Source organism: Sphingomonas psychrotolerans (assembly GCF_002796605.1).
Lineage (GTDB): Bacteria > Pseudomonadota > Alphaproteobacteria > Sphingomonadales > Sphingomonadaceae > Sphingomonas > Sphingomonas psychrotolerans.
Genome location: NZ_CP024923.1, coordinates 1,716,504 through 1,735,275, shown reverse-complemented (window position 1 = coordinate 1,735,275; position 18,772 = coordinate 1,716,504). Strand labels below are relative to the sequence as shown.

Here is an 18,772-nt window from a genome sequence, read left to right as displayed (position 1 = left end):
GGGGAGCATTGCGTAAAGAGAGACCATGAAACCCGTCATCTTCGGCGTCTCCGGCCATGCACTGACCTCCGACGAGCGCGCCTTTTTCCGCGATGCTGATCCGCTCGGCTACATCTTGTTCAAGCGCAATTGCGGCGATGTCGCGCAGATGAAGTCACTGACCGACAGCCTGCGCGATCTTTCCGGCCGCGCCGACGTGCCGATCCTGATCGATCAGGAGGGCGGTCGGGTCGCACGGATGGTGCCCCCCGAATGGCCGGCCTTCCCGGCAGGCGCCGCATTCGATGCGCTGTACGAGCTGGCGCCGATCTCGGCGATCGAGGCGGCCCGGGCGAACGGGCAGGCACTGGCGATGATGCTCGCCGAAGTCGGCGTGACAGTGAATTGCGCGCCTTTGCTCGACGTACGCCAGGCGGATGTCACCCCGGCGATCGGCGATCGCGCCTTTGGCGGCGATCCGATGCGCGTCGCGGCTTTGGGGCAGGCGATGCTCGTGGGGATGCGGCGCGGCGGCGTAGTCGGCGTGGTCAAGCACATGCCGGGCCACGGCCGGGCGCTGGTCGACAGCCATTACGACCTGCCGCACGTCAAGACGGATGCCGAGGCGCTCGAGATGGATATCGAGCCGTTCACCCGGCTCAACGATGCGCCGATGGGAATGACCTGTCACGTCGTGTTCGAGGCATGGGATGCCGAACGCCCGGCGACGCTGTCGCCCAAGGTGATCGCCGGAATCATCCGCGGCCGGATCGGCTTCGACGGCCTGCTGATGACCGACGATATCGACATGAAGGCGCTGTCGGGCACCGCGGGGCAGAAAGCGGCGCAGGCGCTCGCCGCGGGGTGCGACGTGGTGCTCGATTGCTGGGCGCGGATGGACGAGATGGTCGAGATTGCCGGGTTGATCGGCGATGCGACGCCGGAATGTCTGGCACGGCTGGAGCGGGCGATGGCGACGATCGCGGGCGGAGCGGAGCCGGCGGATTTCGGAATGCTGGTGGCGAAGCGGGACGAACTGCTGGCGCTGGCCTGACCATCCTCCCCCTTGCGGGGGAAGATAATAGGCTGCTTAACTCGCCCGCAATGAGCGAAGCCGAGGCTACCGACACTCTCAAGATCGATATCGAGGGCTGGGAAGGTCCGCTCGATCTGCTGCTCGCGCTCGCCCGCAACCAGAAGGTGGATTTGCGGCAGATATCGATCCTCGGACTGGTCGAGCAGTATCAGACCTACGTTAATCAGGCGCGCGCGCTGCGGCTGGAGCTGGCCGCCGATTATCTCGTGATGGCGGCGTGGCTGGCGTACCTCAAATCGGCGCTGCTGCTGCCGCGCAACCCCGAGGAGACGCCGAGCCCCGAGGACCTCGCGCTGCGCCTGCAGTTGCGGCTCGAACGGCTCAATGCGATGCGCGAGGCGGGCGCCAGACTGATCGCGCGCGACCGGCTGGGCCGCGACGTCTTCCTGCGCGGCAGTCCCGAGGGGCTGCGCGTGATCCGCAAAGGGCGATACGAGGCGGAGATATACGATCTGATCGCGGCTTATGGCCGGATCAGCGCGCGGACGCGCCCGGTGATGCACGTCGTGGCGGTGCGCGACGTGATGACGCTGGAAGAGGCGATCGAGCGTGTCTATACGCTGATCGGTACGCGGATCGAGTGGAGCACGATCGAGACCTTTCTCCCCGAAGGCGCGAGCGGCACCTATCGCAAATCGGCTTTGGCCTCGTCCTTCGTCGCGGCGCTCGAGCTGGCGCGGCAGGGGCGGCTCGAGCTTCGGCAGAAATCGGCATTCGCCCCCCTGTATCTCAAGGCGAGCGCATGACACCGCAGGACGATCTCGGCCGCGCTGTCGAAGCGGTGCTGTTCGCATCGGAAAACCCGATGACGGTGGAGGAAATCAAGGCGCATATCGGCGCGGAGGCGGATGTGCGCGGCGCGCTGGCCGGGCTGGAAGCGCTTTACGCGGGGCGGGGGATCGAACTCGTCCGCCGCGGCGAGCGCTGGCATTTCCAGACCGCCGCCGATCTCGCCCATCTGCTGCGGCGCGACCGCGAGGAGGCGCGCAAGCTCAGCCGCGCGGGGATCGAAACGCTGGCGATCATCGCCTATCACGAGCCGGTCACCCGCGCCGAGATCGAGGCGATTCGCGGCGTGCAGATCTCCCGGGGCACGATCGACGTGCTGATGGAGGCGGGCTGGGTGCGCCCGGCCGGTCGGCGTGAGGTGCCCGGCCGGCCGCTGACCTATGCCACCACCGCGGGGTTTCTGAGCCAGTTCGGACTTGCCAGCCGGCGCGACTTGCCGGGGATCGACGACCTCAAGGCGGCGGGGCTGCTCGATCCGGTCGACCTCGCCTTCGAGGCCGAAGCGAGCGAAACTGTCACGGAAGACGAATAGGGCTCGCCAACCGATTCTCGGGGTGGCGGTGCTAGCCGTTGCCCCCGGCGCGCGCCGCGCCTAGATAGACCCCGATAGAGGAGAGTTCCCATGGGTAGCATGAGCCTGATGCACTGGCTGATCGTCGGTGTGCTGGTCATTTTGTTGTTCGGCGGCAGCCGTTTCTCCAACATGATGGGAGACGTCGCCAAGGGCATCAAGCAGTTCAAGAAGGGCATGGCCGAGGACGACGAGGAGAAGCCGGCGCCGACGCGGATCGAAGGCAAGCCCGCGCCCACGCCCGACGCCAGCTTCCAGACCGAAGCCGAGCGCACCCGCGAAGAGCGCTGAGCTCTTCGCGTCCATCCAAGTTTGATCCGCGCCTCGCGAGGCGCGCCCGAGGCAGTGCCGAATGTTAGACGTAGCGCCGACCGAGTTGCTGCTTGTGGCCGTGGTGGCGCTGCTGGTGATCGGACCCAAGGACTTGCCCAAGGCGATGCGCTTCGTCGGCAAATGGGTCGGCAAGGCGCGCGGCGTGGCGCGCCAGTTCCGCTCGGGCTTCGATGCGATGGTCCGCGAGTCCGAGCTTGCCGAGATGGAGAAGCAATGGGCCGCGGAGAATGAGCGGATCATGCGCGAGCATCCGACTCCCTCGCTCCCCGCACCGCAGCCCGAGCATTTCGCTGCCGAACATGTGGCCGATGCCGGGTCGGTTGACGCCGAACCGCTGATGGTCGAGCAGCCGGCGCTGTTCTCCGAACCAGCCGAAGCGCCGGCGCCGAAGCCGAAGCGTACCCGCAAACCCAAGGCCGCAGCCCCGGACGAGTCGCAATCGTGAACGAGATCGACGACACCCAGGCACCGTTGCTCGACCACCTGATCGAGCTCCGCCGGCGCCTCCTCTGGTCGCTCGCCGCCTTGGTGGTGGCGTTCGGCGGCTGCCTCTATTTCGCGCGCCCGATCCTTGGGGTGCTCGTCGCGCCGCTCAAGGCGGCGGGGCAGGTGACGATCATCAATACCGCAGTGACCGGCGGATTCATCGTCGAGCTCAAGGTGGCGTTCTTCGCGGCGCTGATGATTGCTTTTCCAGTGATCGCCAATCAATTGTGGCAGTTCGTCGCCCCTGGGCTCTACCGCAAGGAAAAGCGCGCGTTGTTGCCGTTCCTGCTCGCCACGCCGGTGCTATTCATCGCCGGTGCGAGCATGGCCTATTTCATCGCGATTCCGGTTGCGCTCAAATTCCTGCTCGGCTTCCAGGGCGAGCTGGCCGGCGTGACGCAACAGGCGCTGCCGGAAGTGAACGAATATCTCAAATTCGTGATGCAATTCATCTTCGGCTTCGGAATCTCGTTCCTGTTGCCGGTGCTGCTGATGCTGCTCGAGCATGCCGGGATCGTCACTTTCGAGCAGCTGCGCGGCGCGTGGCGCTATGCCGTGGTGGGCGCGTTCGCGGTGTCGGCGGTGCTGACCCCGCCCGATGTCGGCTCGCAGCTGCTGCTCGCGGTGCCTTTATGCGCGCTCTATTTCCTCGCGCTGGTGGCGATCTGGTTCACCCGGCGGCGGCGCGAGCGGACAGCGGAAACCGAAGTCGCGTCTTGATACGAAAAGCCCTCCGCAAGCGGAGGGCTTTCCTGAAAGCAAATTGCGGTGCGTTACTTCGAGTCGTCGGCAGTCTTGGCGACCGTGTCGCCGGCCGAGGAAACGTCACGGCCGACACCTTCGACGGTGTTGCAGGCCGAAACGAGGATTGCGCCGGCAAGGGCGGCACAGGTCAAAATCTTGCGCATTGAAACTCTCCAGCTTGTGGCAGGGAAGAAATGCCCGGACGGGTGAAATCGTTCCGCGGCAGGCACGATGCTGCCGGCGGCTGTGCAGAGATTTCGATGTCAGAAGAAAGTGTTAGGCCCGGAAGCGTCACCGGGGGGGGGAGGGTTGACGCTTCCGGGCCCATGTCTTGGATAGCGAGAGCGGGGGGGCAAAAGGTCACTATCCGAGTAGCAAAACGTGCATTCCGGAACCCGGTTCCCGCCGCGTCAGATTTTTTTCGAAAAAAATTCAGGCCAGTTAAATTACGGGCGCCCGGTGATTGCGATCGAGGCCTCATAGGCGCCGACCAGCGGGTCGTGATGCAGCCGGGTCCGCAGCTGCCGCGCGAGGCCCTCGATCACCCGGCCATAGCGGCTCGCCAGCAATGCATCGAGTTCGGCATTCTCCACCAGTGCAGGCGAATTGACGCGAAGGATCGCGCGATCGGGCTCTTCGCCGGCCTTGACCGATATGCGGACCTGGGTGGACGCATTGCAGTTCACCGCCAGCTCGACCAACTCGGTGATGAGGAAGGCGACGGCGATCGCGACGTCCTGGTTGACCAATAGCGGCTCGATCTCGAGCGTGATGCCGAGGCCCACCGCGCGTTCGGGGGCGGTGGCACGGATGTTCGCCGCAAGTTCGCCGAGGATCGAACGCAGATCAAGCCCGCGATTCTCCTCCATCTCGGCATAATGATGGCGATGGACGACCGCGAGCGCGTCGACGCGGCGCTGGATCGAGGCATAGGCCTCGGACGCCTCGGCGCTCTTCGCGCCGCGGGCGTGGAAATTTATCAGACTGGAGATGACCTGAAGGTTGTTCTTTACGCGGTGATGGACCTCGCGAGTGAGCTTGGTCTGGCGCACCAGCCCGTCGGCGAGGTCGGTCTCGTGGAGCTGCACGGTGCGCGTGATCTGCTGAAAGGTTTCGCCGAGCTCGCGGATTTCCTGCGCCGGGATCGCGCCGAAGCGCCGCATGTCGAGCACTTCACCCGGCTGATAGCGCCCGACGCTGGCGCGTAACCGGCGCAGAGGGCGGATCAGCAGGATGTCGACGACGAACCAGCCGATCCCGGCGGCGGCGATCCACATCAATACGAGGAGGACGGTGGTGATGATCAGCGGCGAAGTGACCGGCGCGCCGGGCATGACCATCTCGAACGCGAGGCGGTCAAGCGAGAGATCGCTGCGGGCAGTCTCGCGGCGCCCAAGCGGCCCGGCGACGCCGCCGAGATCGCGCAACGTCAGTCGCTCGCTGCCCCGCACCAATGCTGCGCCATAGTCCGGAACGAACCCGCTCGGACGGGCGAGCGCCGACAACACCGATACCGGGTACCAGACGGCCGCGGTCATGCCGGAACTGCCGGCGATGCGAACGGCAAGGCCGTCGGCGAGCAAGGACGCACGCATTTCGCCCCGGCGGAGCGGTGCGGCTCCCGGGATCGCGAAGCGCTGGCCGCACAGCACGCGTCCCTGCGCATCCGCGATCGCGAAGCGTGCGCCGCCTTGCGCGGCAAAGCTGCCGGCGAGGCGCACGCAGCTGGCGGCGTCGTGGGGATCCTGCTCGAGCGCCGCGAGCACCTGGCCCAGCTGGCTGACTTCGTTGGTGAGCACATTCTCGACCGCCCCCGAACTCTCGTCGGCGATCGCATGCAGCCGCGCGCGCGCTTCGGTGTCCGCGGTGCGCGTGGTCTGGATGGTGGTGAACAAGGCGATCAGCGCGAGGGGAAGGAGCGCGCCGACGAGGATCAGGAACACCTTGGCGCCGGTCGGCATACGCGCCAGCGCCGCCGCGACACCCTTGGCACGCGGCTCCAGATCCGTACTGCTCATGTGCCTTGGCTAGTCGAGCTTCTTCAGAAGGTCGAGCAAATCGTCCGGCACCGTCTCGCGGACCGCCTCGTCATAGGCCTGGCGCAAAGCATCGCCCACGCTGCGGCTGGGTTTGCTGCTCTCCGTCCCGCCTTTTGGCTTGGGCGGCTTCTTTGTCTCATCCTTTGCGGAACGCACCAATTACCCCCGTGAGGACCCGAGTTGTCCGGGACCCGGACTGTGAATACGCATCGGTACCAGATGTCCGATTAACGCCATGACGCCAGAGCGCAAGCGTTCCCGTAATAGAGTGCGCAAGCGCTCCCGTGATGCATTGCACACCACGCGGCTTGGGCGATGAAACCAAATAGCGCGTCGATTGTTCCACAGGCGATGCGAAATCGGGGGAGGGGCTCCTTCGGACAGCAGAAGTGTTTGCAATACCTGCGTCGGGGCGCGAGAAAGCCACCCCGCGCACTCGAAGGAGAAGAATTCCCTTATGTCGCTTGGACAGCAACTCGCGCCGCACCTTCCCTTGCTTCGCCGTTATGCGCGTGCGCTCACCGGCAGCCAGGGCGAGGGTGACCGTTATGTACGTGCGGCGCTCGAGGCGATCGTCGCCGCGCCCGATCAGTTTCCCCGCGACGTCGATCCGCGGCTGGGCCTCTATCGCACCTTCCAGGCGATCTGGCAGTCGACTCATCTCGAGGAAGACGATTTCATCGAGGATAATTCCAACGCCGCTGAATCGATCGCGCGCAAGCGGCTTTCCCGCCTCACGCCGCTTTCGCGTCAGGCGCTGTTGCTGACCACCGTCGAAGGCTTCAGCATCGAGGATGCCGGCTATCTGATCGAGGAAGACCCCACCCAGGTTTCGTCTCTCGTCGCCGAGGCGGTCGCCGAGATCGAGCGTCAGACGCGTACTCGCGTGATGATCATCGAGGACGAGCCGCTGATTGCGATGGATCTCGAACAGATCGTCCGCGATCTGGGCCATGAAGTCACTGGCGTCGCGGTGACGCGCGACGAAGCCGTGGCACTGGCGATGGAAGATCGTCCGGGCCTGGTGCTCGCCGATATTCAGCTCGCCGACGACAGCTCGGGCATCGACGCGGTGAAGGACATCCTCGCCGAGTTCAGCGTGCCGGTGATCTTCATCACCGCCTTCCCCGAGCGGCTTCTGACGGGCGAGCGGCCCGAGCCGACCTTCCTGATCACCAAGCCGTTCCAGCGCGAAACGGTGAAGACGACGATCAGTCAGGCATTGTTCTTCGATCAGGCGACGGTGCCCGCCGCGGCCTGAAAAAATCGGCGCGGTTCCATATGATACGGACCCAAAACGGTTTTGACGGGTTTAGGGGACATGGCTGAGAACGAAGAACCCATCCATGTCTCCACCGACCGCGCCCGCGCCGGTACCACGCCGCACATGACCCGCTATGTGCTGGGCTTCGGCCTGGCGCTGGTGATCATCGCCTTTGCCGTCATTCTCTGGTCCTGACCTTTTCGCGGACAGTTCCAAAAATACTGGCAATCGCTCTTGCGGCGCCTATCTCCAATCAGCGCAGCATTATGGCACGCGCAAGTGAACGGGATCGAATGACTGAGACCGAACTGCCCGACGATCGCGAGGACGCGGCAGCCGAGCCGCCGCGTGAGCACGTCGCGCTATCCGATCCCGAGTTCAAGAAGCAACTCGCGACCGTGATCCCGCATCTCCGCGCGTTCGGGCGCTCGCTTTCGGGCAGCCGCGATCTCGCCGACGATCTGGTGCAGGAAACCCTGCTCAAGGCGTGGGCGGCGCGTCTGCGTTTCCAGGCCGGCACCAATATGCGCGCCTGGACCTTCATCATCCTGCGCAATCTCTATCTTTCCCAGATGCGCCGCGCGCGCTTCAAGGGGGAATGGGACGATCTGGTGGCGGATCGGCTGCTCGCCGCGCCCGCCAGCCAGGACCGGCATGTCGAACTGAACGACATGCAGCGCGCGTTGCTGCACTTGCCGCAACCCCAGCGCGAGGCGCTGATCCTCGTCGGCGCCGGCGGCTTTGCCTATGAGGAGGCCGCCGAGATCTGCAACGTCGCGGTCGGCACGATCAAGAGCCGCGTGGCGCGCGGCCGCGTCGCGCTCGAGGCGTTGCTCACCGAGGGGCAATTGCCGTCGCGGCGTGACAGCTTGCCCAATCCCGGCGGCAAGAGTGCGCTCGATACGATCATGGCGGAAGTCGACGATCTCAGCCGCGATCGTTAGTCGACGATCGCCGGCAGCTGCCCCTCAATGCCTGGTCAGCATGAACCCGTTCAGCCGACCCAGCAGCGCCGCCATGTCTTCGGGTAGCCCGGAGTCGCGCTCGAACGCATCGCGCAGCGAAAGTGCGATCGCGTCGCTGGCGCGCGGGCGCTCTACGCGATAAGCGCGCAAGCGGGCCTCAGGGGCGGAGAAGGATGACGGGCGGTTCACGGTACAAAAACGTCCTGACTTCACATTTGTTGCTTGACATCCGCAAATGTGTTGTTCCGCTCGCGCATCTGCAAGAGGGTTTCGCATGAATTGCGAGGATTTGCAGCGCGCAGTTGATCTTGCCCGTCTGCACGCTCCGTTTCTGGCGATGCTGCTCGATCGCGAGTCGGAACTGCTCGGCGATCTGGAGCAGGCGCTGGAAAACCCGTTGAAAACCGCGCGTCTTTTCGATGGCGAAATGACCGTATCGCGGCGTTTGCGGATCGAGCGGCGGCGGCTGGCGCTGCTGGTGGCGCTCGGCGATTTGTCCGGACGGTTCGATCTGACCCGAGTCACGACGCTGCTCAGCGACTTTGCCGACGATGCGCTGGACCGTGCGATCCGCGCGGCGATCCGGGAGCGCACCCCCGACGCCGAACCGCGGGGATTTGCCGCCATCGCCCTCGGCAAGCTGGGCAGCCGCGAACTCAACTACTCGTCGGATATCGATCCGATCCTGATCTTCGATCCGACGACCTTGCCGTGCAAGCCGCGCGAAGTGCCCGAGGAGGCGGCAGTGCGGATCGGCCGGCGAGTGATCGAGCTGCTCCAGTCGCGCGAGGCCGACGGCTATGTGCTGCGGGTCGACCTGCGGCTGCGGCCATCGCCCGAAGCCACGCCGATCGCGCTGCCGGTGGAGGCTGCGATCTCCTATTACGAATCGCAGGCACTTCCTTGGGAGCGTGCCGCCTTCATCCGGGCGCGGGCTTGTGCAGGCGACCATGCACTGGGCGAGCTCTTCCTCGAGGCGATCCGGCCGTTCGTATGGCGGCGTGCGGTCGATTACGGGACGATCCGCGAGATCCGCGACATCTCGCGCCGGATCCGCGACCATTATGCGCAGGCACAGGCATTCGGCCGTGGCTATGATCTCAAGCGCGGGCGCGGCGGCATCCGCGAGATCGAGTTCTTCGCCCAGATCCATCAGCTGATTCACGGCGGACGCGATCCGGCGCTGCGGGTGCCGGCGACGCGCGATGCGTTGGCCGCGCTCGCCGCCGACGGGCGGATTGATGCCGACGACGCCGCGGCGCTGACTGCGGCCTATGTCGAGTTCCGTACGGTCGAGCACCGGTTGCAGATGGTAGACGACCTCCAGACCCATACGCTGCCCGCGGGGCAGGAGGCGCTCGACAATGTCGCGGCGCTGCACGACCTCGCCGACGGGGCGGCGCTGATCGAACGGCTGCGGCCGCATGTCGAGCGGGTGGGCCGCGTCTATGACGCGCTCGCCGGCGAGGAGGAGCCGCGGCTGCCGAGCGATCACGCGACGCTGGAAGCGCGGCTCGGCGAGGCGGGGTTCGACAATCCGGCGGGCGCGCTGCGGATCGTCGAGGGCTGGCGCGGGGGCAGCTATCCGGCGCTGCGTTCGCCGCAGGCGCGCGAGGCGCTCGAGGCGCTGCTGCCGGGGCTGATCGAGGCGTTCGCGCAGGCGCCCGACAGCACACATGCGATCACCCGCTTCGACGCGATGCTCTCGCGATTGCCGAGCGCGATCAACTTCTTCCGCCTGCTCGAGGCGCAGCCAGGGCTCCGCCAGCTGATGAGTGCGATCCTGTGCCACGCGCCGACCCTGGCCGAGCAATTAGGACGGCGCGCCGAACTGCTCGACGGGCTGATCGATGCGAGCGCGCTGGAGCCGGTCGGGGAAGTTCCGGCGCTGATCGCGGAAATGGCGACGCGCGAGCGCGGCGCCGATTATCAGTGGCAGCTCGAACATGTCCGCCGGCTGGTCGGCGAGCGGCGCTTTGCCCTGGGTGCGCAGATCATCGCGGGGGCAAGCGATCCGCTCGACGTCTCGCACGGCTATGCGCGGATCGCCGAAGCGGCGATCGAAGTGCTCGCCGCCGCGACCGTAGAGGAATTCGTGCGCACCCATGGCCAGGTGCCGGAAAGCGAATTGGTGATCCTCGCGCTCGGCCGGATGGGCGGGCAGGCGCTCACCCACGCCTCCGACCTCGATCTCGTCTATCTGTTCACCGGCGATTATGCGGCCGAATCCGACGGGGCCAGGCCGCTCGGCGCAGTGACCTATTACAATCGGCTGGCGCAGCGGGTGACCGCGGCGCTGTCGGTCGCCACCGCGGCGGGGCCGCTCTACGAAGTCGACACGCGGCTGCGGCCTTCGGGGGCGCAGGGGCCGCTCTCGGTGTCGCTCGACGCGTTCGCGCGCTATCAGCATGCGGACGCATGGACCTGGGAGCATATGGCGCTGACCCGCGCCCGCCCGGTGTTCGGATCGCAGGCCGCGCGGGCGGCGGTGCAGGCGATCGTCGATGATGTGTTGCACGGCGCGCGGCCCGAACGCGACATCCTCGCCGATGCGGCGAAGATGCGCGACGAGATGGCGGCGCACAAACCGCCGGCGGGGCCACTCGATGCCAAGCTGCTGCCCGGCGGACTGGTCGATCTCGAATTCGCCGTACACGTGCTCCAGCTGCGGCATCGCACTGCGTTTGCGCCGCAGCTGCGCACGGCGATCGGGCTGCTCGTCGACGAGGGGCTGCTGCCGGCGACCATGGCGGATGCCTATGGCCTGCTCTCGCGGCTGCTGGTGACGCTGCGGCTGGTCGCGCCCGATGCGCAGCCGCCCGGAGAGACGACACAGGCGCTGATCGCGCGCGCAGTGGGCCTGGGCTCGTGGGAGGAGGTGGTTGCCTCGCTCGAACGGACCCGGCAGGAGGTGCGCGATTGCTGGGCGGAGATCCGCGCCGGCGGCTGACGGAAGCGAAGATGATCGAGCCCGGAGATGCGCTGCCGGCAGGGATGCTGGAAGGGAGTGAAGGCCAGTTCGCGCTCGCGGATCGCAAGGGGCCGCTGGTGCTCTATTTCTATCCGAAGGACGATACCGCGGGCTGCACCCGCGAGGCACAGGACTTTTCAGCCCTGCTGCCCGACTTCGTGGCGCTCGGCGTGGAACTTCTCGGCGTGTCGAAGGACAGTGCCGCAAAGCACCGGAAATTCTCGGAAAAATATGAACTCACCGTGCCGCTCGCGAGCGATGACGGAACGGTGATGGCAGCGTTCGGCGTTTGGATCGAAAAGCAGCTCTACGGGCGCCGTTACATGGGCATCGACCGCTCGACTTTCCTGTTCGGCGCGGACGGCAGGCTGTTCCGTGCGTGGCGCAAGGTGCGTGTGCCGGGACATGCCGAGGCGGTGCTCGCCGCGGCGAAGGAGATGCTCGGCACGTGACGCGCAGCGTTGCCGAAGCGGCGCGAGCGGTGCTCGACGCGGCCGAGCCGCTGGCCAAGATCAAGGCGGCGCGCGCGGCGGCGCGCGACTGGCGGCTGGGACGGCTCGACCACCGCTTCGACGTGACGATGCCGGCGCGACCGGCACGCCCCGAACATCCCGAATTGCTGCCGCCCAACCGGATGCCCAAGCGCGGCAAGGGCGGATCCGAGCGAGGACGCGTCGCGCTGATCCACGCGCTGGCGCATATCGAGTTTGCGGCGATCGATCTCGCCTTCGACGCGGTGGGGCGGTTCGGCGGACAATTCCCGCGTGCCTTCACCGACGACTGGATGCAGGTCGGCGCTGACGAGGCGATGCATTTCGCGCTTCTCGATCGACGGCTGAAACAGCTCGGCAGCCATTATGGTGCGCTGCCCGCGCATGACGGATTGTGGGATGCAGCGGCGGCGACTGCGCACGATCCGCTGGCACGGCTCGCAGTGGTGCCGATGGTGCTCGAGGCGCGGGGGCTCGACGTCACGCCGGCTGCGATCCTGCGATTCGAGACCGTCGGCGATAGCGCTACCGCACGCATTTTGACGCGGATCCTCAGCGACGAAATCAGGCATGTGGGAGCGGGTACGCGGTGGTTCGAATCGCGGTGCGATGAACAAAATATTAACCCCGAAACGACCTGGCAGGACCTTGTCCGCACGCATTTCCGTGGGCTGATTAAACCTCCATTCAACGACTCAGCGCGCGACTCAGCCGGTCTGACGCGTGGTTACTATCAAGCCCTTGCGGTTCCCTGATTTCTCAGGCCAAACCCCGACACGTCCAGAAGGCGGAGGGGCTGCTCCATGGACATTGATATTTTTGTAAGCCGATCACCGGGTCGCATCGGTGCGTGCTTGCCTTGAATTGTCGGGGACTCATGGCCAACGCAACCAAGTCTAACAATGCGAACCTGGGCACTCGGTTCCGCAAATTTTTCACTACCCGCGATTTCATTTTCCATGACGGCCGCGATCTGCGCCGGTTCAGCATCGCTGGCCGCACCCAGGCGCTGCTCGCCGGTGCAGCTGCGGTGACCGTGTTGTTCTCTGGCTATGGCGTTTCGCAGGCGATGGCCGGCGCGATCGCCGTCAGCGGCGTGAGCGCGGTTGCCGGTTCGCCCGAGGCGCAGGTCGCCAAGATGCGCGCGCAGGTCGCGAAGATGCAGGCCGAAGTCACCGCCGCGAAGCAAGCCGCGAAGCTGCAGGCCGCTCGCGTCGAGCAGCGCCAGGCGCTGATCGCGGCAGTGCTTTCCGGCAAGGCCGATGCAGCGGCGCTCGACAGCGCAGTGGTCCATGCGACGCCGCAGACCAGCGCCGTTGCCGATGAAATGCTCGCGCCGCTCCGCGAAGTCGAGCAACGCCAGGTCGCGCTCGCCGACAAGGCGCGGGTCGCCGGCGAAGCGCGTTACCAGCTGACCGCCAGCCATTTTCGTCGTCTCGGCCTCGCCCCCGAGCGCTATGTCCAGGTCAGCGGCGGCGCGATGGGCGGCCCGTACGAGCCGATGGACGACAACAACGACGGCGCTGCGGGTTCGGATTCGGCCGAAAGCGCCGATGCCCAGTTCCGCGCATTGTTCCTGACCTGGAAGAAGCTCGACGCGCTGGAGCAGACGGTGATCTCGATCCCTTCGATGCAGCCGGTCGACAAATTGCTTTTCACCTCGAGCTTCGGGGTGCGTTCGGATCCGTTCCGCGGCACTGCGGCGATGCATGCCGGCGTCGATATTCCCGGCACGATCGGCACCCCGATCTACGCCACCGCCGACGGCATCATCAGCCATGCCGGGCGCCAGGGCGGCTACGGCAACCTCGTCCAGATCAACCATGGCCGCGGCATCGAGACGCGCTATGGCCATCTATCGAAGATCCTCGTCGCCGACAACAGCCGCGTCCGTCGCGGCCAGATGATCGGCCTGATGGGCTCGACCGGCCGCTCGACCGGCAGCCATCTCCATTACGAAGTCCGCGTCGACGGGAAGGCGGTCAATCCGATCCCGTTCCTGCAGACCGGCGAATATTTGACCGCGGTCCAGAACCGCGCGCAGGGCGGCCTGGGCGGCCCCGCGAAGTAAGAGGCAGGAGAGGAGAGGGGTCGTCCGTGAGGCGGCCCCCACCGCTCTGCTCTGCAACCAGGGTAAAGCAACCACGCTAAATTAGTCACCCCGGCCTTGTGCCGGGTCCACTTGTCCGCTGGCCGAGGACGTCGCCTCGGCCGGATGTCTGAGCCGATGACCATAGGCAGGGTATCCGGCTGCCTGCGCGCCTTTCGAAAGACACTTCCTTTGCAGAGACGTGGACCCCGGCACAAGGCCGGGGTGACGGAATTGAGAGTGGCGAGCGGCTGGGGCCGCCAACACATTGCCCTCCCGCGTTGTGCATCCTATCTCCGCCCTATGGCTATTGTCCTCACTCCCGAGATCGCGTTGACCCCCGCCGCCGCCGCGCGGGTGGCGGTGATCGCGGCGAAACAGGGCAAGCCGGCGATCCTGCGCCTATCCGTCGAGGGCGGCGGCTGTTCGGGCTTTCAGTACAAATTCGGGATGGCCGAAGCCGTGGAGGCCGACGACACCGTCGCGGAGACCGACGGCGTCCGTCTCGCGGTCGACTCGATCAGCCTCGATCTGGTCCGCGGCGCCCAGGTCGATTTCGTCGACAATCTCGGCGGCGCGCATTTCGCAGTGACCAACCCCAACGCGGCTTCGGGCTGCGGCTGCGGCACCAGCTTCTCGGTCTGATCCCGACGCCGCTACGGCTGGCGCTGCGCCGCGCGCGCCGCTAACCAGCGGGGATGAAGATCGTCAGCTACAACGTCAACGGGATCAAGGCGCGTATGGAGCGCCTGCTGGAGTATCTCGACGAGCAGAAGCCCGACCTGGTGTGCCTGCAGGAACTCAAGGGCGCCGACGAGACGCTGCCGGTCGGCGACATCGAGAAAGCGGGATACGGTGCGGTCTGGCACGGCCAGAAGGGCTTCAACGGCGTCGCGGTGCTCGCCCGTGGCCAAGAGCCGGTCGAGCGTCAGCGCGGCCTCGCCGGGGACCCCGAGGATGCGCATAGCCGCTATATCGAAGTCGAGCTGGGCGATCTGATCATCGCTTCGATCTATCTGCCCAACGGCAACCCGCAGCCGGGACCCAAATTCGACTATAAGCTGAAATGGATGGACCGGCTGGCCGAGCGTGCACGCGCGCTGCTCGCCGAGGAGCGCCCGGTAGTGCTCGCGGGCGACTTCAACGTCATTCCCAACGACGACGACACTTTCTCGGTACGCGCGATGGCGAGCGATGCGCTGATGCAACCCGAATCGCGGCAGCGCTATCGCAGCCTGCTCGCACAGGGCTGGACCGACGCGCTGCGCACCCGCTTCCCGAGCGGCGGGATCTGGACCTTCTGGGACTATCAGGCCGGTTGCTGGCAGCGCGATGCCGGGTTCCGGATCGACCATCTCCTGCTCAGCCCGCAGGCGGCCGACCGGCTGACCGGCGCCGGCGTCGACAAGGAGTATCGTGGCCGCGAACGGGCCAGCGATCATGCCCCGACCTGGGTGACGCTACGCTGATCGGCTGATTTGGGGCCGGGCTCGGCCGCGTGGTCGTTTCCGGACACTGGCATTGTCCTTTTTCGGACACTCGCCGGGAGAAATTGCCAACTCTTGGTGTGTACCGCCGTACTATAGCGCAGTCTCGCAACTGCAACAAACGTAACTCATTGAAATTGAACAACTCTGCTGTTTGGCACGACCGATGCAATGCATGGGGAGCAGGCGGAACGAGGGAGCGCCTGGGTGTCTAAAAGCAGAGGAGTAAAGGGAATGATCACTCGTACCACTGGCCGCGTCTCGAGCGTTGCCGCCGCCATGATCGCCGCCGCCATTCTGGTCGCGGGCGCCACTGCGCCGGCTTATGCCGCCGATCCGACTACCGAAGCGCCGAAGGCGGCCGCGAAGATGGAGAAGGCCGATCGCTATTGCGTCGTCGAAACTCCCACCGGCAGCCATCGCCGCCAGAAGATTTGCCGCACCCGCGCCGAATGGATCGCGCGTTCGGGCATCGATCCCGCCAGCGAAGCGCGCAAGTAACCCAAACAAGGGCCCGCGGCGCCGGCGTTCCCGCCGCGGGCTCGTCCTCAGATCGACTTCCGGTAGATCACATATTCGCGATTGATCCGGCTCTCGATCGTGTCGGCGATCGCGATCATCCCCTGATTGTCGTCGAGGACCCAGCCGATCTCGCCCCGCGTCGCGCCATAATTGGGAACCGCGGAGCGCCGGATATATTCGATCATCATGAAGGCCAATTGGCTTGCCATGCGCGAGCTTTGCAGCCTTTTGACCACCCCCATCAGCGGCACGCGCATTGTCCTCGCTTTTGGCTTGCGCAGCCAGAGCAGCAGCTTCGCCCAGCCGAACGGGAGCAATTTCCCCTTGAGCGGCTTGAGCGGCTCGTTGAAGTCGGGGAGAGTGACCATGAACGCCACCGGCTCGCCTTCGAGCTCGGCGATCATGATCAGATCCTCGAAGACCAGCGGCTTGAGCTTCTTGCCGACATCGTCGATCTCGGGCTGGGTGAGCGGGACGAATCCCCAATTGTCCGCCCATGCATCGTTGAGGATCGCGAGGATGATCGCGGCCTCCTCGTCGAATCGCGCCTTGTTGACCTTGCGGATGCGGATCTTGGCATTCTTCTCGCCTGCCGCGATGATGCGCTGGACGAGCGGGGGAAAGCCTTGGGTGATGTCGAGATCATAGGTCAGCAGCTTCTTGGCGGGGGTGTAGCCCGCCGCCTCGATCCAGCCCTGATAGCGTGCCGGATGATGCCCCATCAGCACCGTCGGCGAATGGTCATGGCCCTTGACCAGCAATCCGGGCTCTTCCCAGATCGACAGGCTCACCGGCCCGAGCGCGCGAGTCATGCCCTTGCCCTTCAGCCATTGCTCGGCCTGCGCGATCACTGCGGCGGCGGTCTCGGCATCCTCGGCCTCGAACAGGCCCCAGAAGCCGGTGCCCGGCCCGAACCCCTGTTCGGGCGGCATTTCGAGCGCGAGGCGATCGATATGCGCCGAGATACGACCGACCACCTTGCCGTCCCGCTCAGCGAGGAACAGCTGCGCTTCGGCATGGCTGAACCAGCCATTTTTCTTCGGGTCGATCGTCGCTTTCACTTCGTCGCGGAGCGGCGCGACCCAATGGGGATCGTCGCCGTTGATGCGATAGGCGAGTTCGACGAAGGCTTTGATATCCGCCCTGGTGACGACGGGGCGGATGGCGGGTGCGGGCATGAACGCGAGCCTTTGACAGAGGTGCGCCGAAGTCCCGCTTGAGGACGGTGCTTGTCAAGCGGAACCTGCCGCGCCGCGGCATCCCCCTGTTATTGCCCCATCCTGGCCACTATCTGGAGGCAATGGATGCACTTATGAACAGCTCTGTTGCATTGAATCTGCGCGAAGCCGCGACACCTGCGCGCGCCGCAGCCGGGCGCATCGCCGACGACAAGGCGATGTTGCGCGCCGCGGCCGAGATCGCCCGTGACTTGCACAAGGCGCGCCCCGCCATCTTCTGGACCGACATGCTGGCCTCGGCCGCGCTCGGCTATGGCGCGCTCGCGGCCGCGATCTTCGCGCCATCCGCGGGCTGGGCGCTGCTCGCCGCGGCGGTCGCGGTGCTCGCGCTCTATCGCGCCTTGCTCTTCATCCACGAGATCAGCCACCTCAAGCACAGCAATCTGCCGGGCTTTCGGCTGGCATGGAATGCGCTTGTCGGAGTGCCGCTGATGGTGCCCTCGTTCATGTACGAGGGCGTCCACAATCTGCATCACGCGCGCACCCGCTACGGCACGGTCGACGATCCCGAATATCTGCCGCTGGCGTTGATGAAGCCGTGGTCGCTGCCGCTGTTCGTGCTGGTCTCGGTATTGGCGCCGATCGGGCTGCTGCTCCGCTACGCCGTGCTGTCGCCGTTGTCGCTGGTGGTGCCGCCGCTGCGCAAGCTGGTGTTCGAGCGCTATTCGGGTCTCGTCATCAATCCGGCCTTCCGCCGCCGCCCGCTCGAAGGTGCCGATCGTACCCGCTGGCTGGCGCAGGAAATCGCGACCAGCGTCTGGGCGATCGGGCTGATCGCGCTCACCGCCGTTGGCGTCATCCCGCTCGAGGCCTTCCTGATCTTCCTCGGCGTGATCAGCGCGATCACAGTGATCAACCAGATCCGCACGCTGGTCGCGCATCTCTGGGAGAATGAAGGCGAGGCGATGACGGTCACCGCGCAATATCTCGACAGCGTCAACGTGCCGCCGCCGGGATTGCTGCCCGCGCTCTGGGCGCCGGTGGGTCTGCGCTATCACGCGCTCCACCATCTGCTGCCCAGCGTGCCCTACCATAATCTCGCCGAGGCACATCGCCGCCTGACCGCGATGGTCGAGCAGGATTCGCCCTATCACAAAGCGAGCTATGCGGGGTTGCCGGGGCTGGTCCACCAGCTGGCACGAAGCACGATGGGCGCGCGCCGCTAAACGGCGCTGTTCGGGCTAGCTGACATTCGGCGATGCGGCGTGCGCGAGGCGAAGCGGTCTGGTCAGTCGAACCGCGCCATAGGCCGCCACGACGACGATCAGCCAGCTGAAGGCGAGCGCCTTCCACCAGCCGAGGCGCAGATAGGAACCGAGCGACAAGCCCAAGGTGGTTTTACCTGAGGGGAAGGCGTAGCATTCCGTCCATTCGCCTCTCCAGAAAGACAGGACAAAGCGATCCGATGCCGACTTTGTGAAGGAAGCATCATCGCACCGTGAGGCGCTCATCGAAACGGGATGGATCGAAGGGTTCTCGCCTTGTGATCGCGGAATACGGACCGCCACCTGTGCCGGAGCCTGGCCGGCTCGGTCGAGATAGCGGGCAGCCTGCTCGAATTGTTGATAATAGATGCGATCTTCTCGCGCTTGCGACGCCAGGTCAAACGGCAGGAAAACGCCGATGATTGCGCACAGAACCGCGACAATTACGAGCAGCATCGACAGGAAAGTCCGTACAGCCCAGCCATGAGGCCAGCGGGTCTCCG

Annotated in this window: 23 protein-coding genes; 17 read left to right on the top strand and 6 right to left on the bottom strand. The window is 65.7% G+C overall.

All coding sequences use genetic code 11. The annotated features are described in order from the left end of the window. Positions 1–25 precede the first annotated feature (25 nt). The 6 genes from nagZ (at position 26) to tatC (ending at position 3,974) form a co-directional block, all read left to right on the top strand. On the top strand, positions 26–1,033 hold the full coding sequence (nagZ, locus tag CVN68_RS07915; protein ID WP_100281712.1) for a beta-N-acetylhexosaminidase: 1,008 nt from the start codon (positions 26–28) through the stop codon (positions 1,031–1,033). 50 nt (positions 1,034–1,083) lie between these two features. Continuing rightward, a complete protein-coding gene (locus tag CVN68_RS07910) occupies positions 1,084–1,821 on the top strand; it encodes a segregation and condensation protein A (protein WP_100281711.1) in 738 nt (245 codons plus the stop codon). Beyond that, on the top strand, positions 1,818–2,396 hold the full coding sequence (gene scpB / locus CVN68_RS07905) for an SMC-Scp complex subunit ScpB (protein WP_100281710.1): 579 nt from the start codon (positions 1,818–1,820) through the stop codon (positions 2,394–2,396). Before CVN68_RS07910 ends, scpB begins: the two co-directional genes overlap by 4 nt. A gap of 90 nt (positions 2,397–2,486) precedes the next feature. Next, positions 2,487–2,726 (top strand): twin-arginine translocase TatA/TatE family subunit, encoded by a 240-nt coding sequence (locus tag CVN68_RS07900; protein WP_100281709.1) that lies wholly within the window; start codon positions 2,487–2,489, stop codon positions 2,724–2,726. A 61-nt stretch (positions 2,727–2,787) separates the two neighbouring features. Continuing rightward, positions 2,788–3,213, top strand: a complete 426-nt coding sequence (tatB, locus tag CVN68_RS07895) for a Sec-independent protein translocase protein TatB (RefSeq protein ID WP_100281708.1) — start codon at positions 2,788–2,790, stop codon at positions 3,211–3,213. Beyond that, on the top strand, positions 3,210–3,974 hold the full coding sequence (gene tatC, locus CVN68_RS07890) for a twin-arginine translocase subunit TatC (RefSeq protein ID WP_100281707.1): 765 nt from the start codon (positions 3,210–3,212) through the stop codon (positions 3,972–3,974). The genes tatB and tatC overlap by 4 nt, the downstream gene beginning before the upstream one ends. A 53-nt stretch (positions 3,975–4,027) precedes the next feature. Here the strand turns inward: tatC and CVN68_RS07885 are convergent, their stop codons facing one another. The 3 genes from CVN68_RS07885 to CVN68_RS23120 form a co-directional block, all read right to left on the bottom strand. Then, entirely contained in the window at positions 4,028–4,162 is a 135-nt protein-coding gene (locus tag CVN68_RS07885; protein ID WP_100281706.1) for an entericidin A/B family lipoprotein, read from the bottom strand. Between the two features lie 282 nt (positions 4,163–4,444). After that, entirely contained in the window at positions 4,445–6,016 is a 1,572-nt protein-coding gene (locus tag CVN68_RS07880; RefSeq protein WP_233503631.1) for a sensor histidine kinase, read from the bottom strand. Positions 6,017–6,025: 9 nt separating this feature from the next. Next, a complete protein-coding gene (locus CVN68_RS23120) occupies positions 6,026–6,193 on the bottom strand; it encodes a NepR family anti-sigma factor (protein ID WP_158298789.1) in 168 nt (55 codons plus the stop codon). 301 nt (positions 6,194–6,494) lie between these two features. Between CVN68_RS23120 and CVN68_RS07875 the strand changes: the two genes are divergently transcribed. The 3 genes from CVN68_RS07875 to CVN68_RS07870 all read left to right on the top strand — a co-directional run bounded on the left by CVN68_RS07875 (position 6,495) and on the right by CVN68_RS07870 (position 8,245). Next, positions 6,495–7,298, top strand: coding sequence for a response regulator (locus CVN68_RS07875; protein ID WP_100281705.1), 804 nt, complete (start codon positions 6,495–6,497; stop codon positions 7,296–7,298). 60 nt (positions 7,299–7,358) lie between these two features. Beyond that, positions 7,359–7,496, top strand: a complete 138-nt coding sequence (locus CVN68_RS23640) for a hypothetical protein (protein ID WP_199560234.1) — start codon at positions 7,359–7,361, stop codon at positions 7,494–7,496. A 98-nt stretch (positions 7,497–7,594) separates the two neighbouring features. Continuing rightward, on the top strand, positions 7,595–8,245 hold the full coding sequence (locus CVN68_RS07870; RefSeq protein ID WP_100281704.1) for a sigma-70 family RNA polymerase sigma factor: 651 nt from the start codon (positions 7,595–7,597) through the stop codon (positions 8,243–8,245). Between the two features lie 24 nt (positions 8,246–8,269). On the opposite strand, the gene CVN68_RS23115 is transcribed toward CVN68_RS07870, so the two are convergent. Beyond that, positions 8,270–8,416 (bottom strand): hypothetical protein, encoded by a 147-nt coding sequence (locus tag CVN68_RS23115; RefSeq protein ID WP_158298788.1) that lies wholly within the window; start codon positions 8,414–8,416, stop codon positions 8,270–8,272. A gap of 187 nt (positions 8,417–8,603) precedes the next feature. On the opposite strand from CVN68_RS23115, the gene CVN68_RS07865 reads away from it, so the two are divergent. The 7 genes from CVN68_RS07865 to CVN68_RS07835 all read left to right on the top strand — a co-directional run bounded on the left by CVN68_RS07865 (position 8,604) and on the right by CVN68_RS07835 (position 15,805). After that, positions 8,604–11,216 (top strand): bifunctional [glutamine synthetase] adenylyltransferase/[glutamine synthetase]-adenylyl-L-tyrosine phosphorylase, encoded by a 2,613-nt coding sequence (locus CVN68_RS07865; RefSeq protein WP_233503630.1) that lies wholly within the window; start codon positions 8,604–8,606, stop codon positions 11,214–11,216. 11 nt (positions 11,217–11,227) lie between these two features. Beyond that, positions 11,228–11,689, top strand: a complete 462-nt coding sequence (locus tag CVN68_RS07860; protein ID WP_100284284.1) for a peroxiredoxin — start codon at positions 11,228–11,230, stop codon at positions 11,687–11,689. Further along, the gene (locus CVN68_RS07855; RefSeq protein ID WP_233503629.1) at positions 11,686–12,483 is read left to right on the top strand and encodes a ferritin-like domain-containing protein; all 798 of its coding nucleotides are present in this window, start codon (positions 11,686–11,688) and stop codon (positions 12,481–12,483) included. Before CVN68_RS07860 ends, CVN68_RS07855 begins: the two co-directional genes overlap by 4 nt. Before the next feature lie 122 nt (positions 12,484–12,605). Continuing rightward, on the top strand, positions 12,606–13,799 hold the full coding sequence (locus CVN68_RS07850) for a M23 family metallopeptidase (RefSeq protein WP_100281702.1): 1,194 nt from the start codon (positions 12,606–12,608) through the stop codon (positions 13,797–13,799). Positions 13,800–14,120: 321 nt separating this feature from the next. Next, on the top strand, positions 14,121–14,462 hold the full coding sequence (gene erpA / locus CVN68_RS07845; RefSeq protein ID WP_100281701.1) for an iron-sulfur cluster insertion protein ErpA: 342 nt from the start codon (positions 14,121–14,123) through the stop codon (positions 14,460–14,462). Positions 14,463–14,515: 53 nt separating this feature from the next. Next, entirely contained in the window at positions 14,516–15,286 is a 771-nt protein-coding gene (gene xth / locus CVN68_RS07840) for an exodeoxyribonuclease III (RefSeq protein WP_100281700.1), read from the top strand. Between the two features lie 252 nt (positions 15,287–15,538). Continuing rightward, positions 15,539–15,805, top strand: coding sequence for a hypothetical protein (locus CVN68_RS07835; RefSeq protein WP_158298787.1), 267 nt, complete (start codon positions 15,539–15,541; stop codon positions 15,803–15,805). A 47-nt stretch (positions 15,806–15,852) separates the two neighbouring features. Here the strand turns inward: CVN68_RS07835 and CVN68_RS07830 are convergent, their stop codons facing one another. Further along, positions 15,853–17,004, bottom strand: a complete 1,152-nt coding sequence (locus CVN68_RS07830) for an N-acetyltransferase (RefSeq protein ID WP_100281698.1) — start codon at positions 17,002–17,004, stop codon at positions 15,853–15,855. A 134-nt stretch (positions 17,005–17,138) separates the two neighbouring features. Between CVN68_RS07830 and CVN68_RS07825 the strand changes: the two genes are divergently transcribed. After that, positions 17,139–18,230, top strand: coding sequence for a fatty acid desaturase family protein (locus CVN68_RS07825; RefSeq protein WP_100284282.1), 1,092 nt, complete (start codon positions 17,139–17,141; stop codon positions 18,228–18,230). Positions 18,231–18,245: 15 nt separating this feature from the next. Here CVN68_RS07825 and CVN68_RS07820 read toward each other — a convergent pair whose 3' ends face one another. Next, positions 18,246–18,725, bottom strand: a complete 480-nt coding sequence (locus tag CVN68_RS07820; protein ID WP_100281697.1) for a hypothetical protein — start codon at positions 18,723–18,725, stop codon at positions 18,246–18,248. Positions 18,726–18,772: the final 47 nt, after the last annotated feature.